Source organism: Enterobacter sp. EGD-HP1 (assembly GCF_000733275.2).
In the GTDB taxonomy this organism is placed as follows: Bacteria; Pseudomonadota; Gammaproteobacteria; order Enterobacterales; family Enterobacteriaceae; genus Enterobacter.
In genome coordinates this window covers 1-621 of record NZ_AVOP01000029.1, presented here as the reverse complement: position 1 = coordinate 621, position 621 = coordinate 1, and the positions used below count along the sequence as shown (strand labels likewise).

The window sequence follows — 621 nt, the reverse complement described above, 5'->3', positions numbered from 1 at the left end:
TTAGAAGGTGGCTTTTGAGAATGCCCCCTGTAAGGGGGGCGATTGTCACCTTCCTCATGCTACTCTAGCAATTCCATCTGCTGTTCGTGCGTTTGCTCCATTTTCTCCTGATGCCGCACATATCGTCTGATAATTTCCTCGTTCACACCGACAGTATCTACAAAGTAGCCACGTGACCAAAAGTGGTTACCCCATAGCTTCTTTCGTATATGTGGAAAACGATTGTAGAGCCTGATTGCACTGCGGCCTTTCAGATGCCCCATCAGGGTTGATATTGAGATTTTAGGTGGGACGATTACAACAAGATGTACATGATCTGGCTGAATATTTAGCTCCAGAACCTCACAATCTTTTATTCCGCAGAGAATGTAGATTGTCCTGTAAAGCTCCTTACTCAACTTATCTTACAGGATCCTGAAGCGGTACTTTGGCGTCCAGACTATGTGGTATTTGCAACGCCAATATACATGTGATGAACTCCTGTAAAGCCCCATGTCGGTCTGTCTCCTTTTACTTGTGGTGAGTAAGCAGAGATATTCCGGCATGGGCATTCTTCAGGCTATAGCCTTACAGGATCAATCACCACCTCCCTAGGAGGTGGTTTAGGGGTGACAATAAAAA

1 pseudogene is annotated in these 621 nt (G+C 45.4%); it reads right to left on the bottom strand.

Annotation, left to right across the window (positions count from 1 at the left end):
• Positions 1–59 precede the first annotated feature (59 nt).
• A pseudogene (gene tnpA / locus N037_RS15610) lies at positions 60–494 on the bottom strand (IS200/IS605 family transposase).
• Between the last annotated feature and the right edge of the window lie 127 nt (positions 495–621).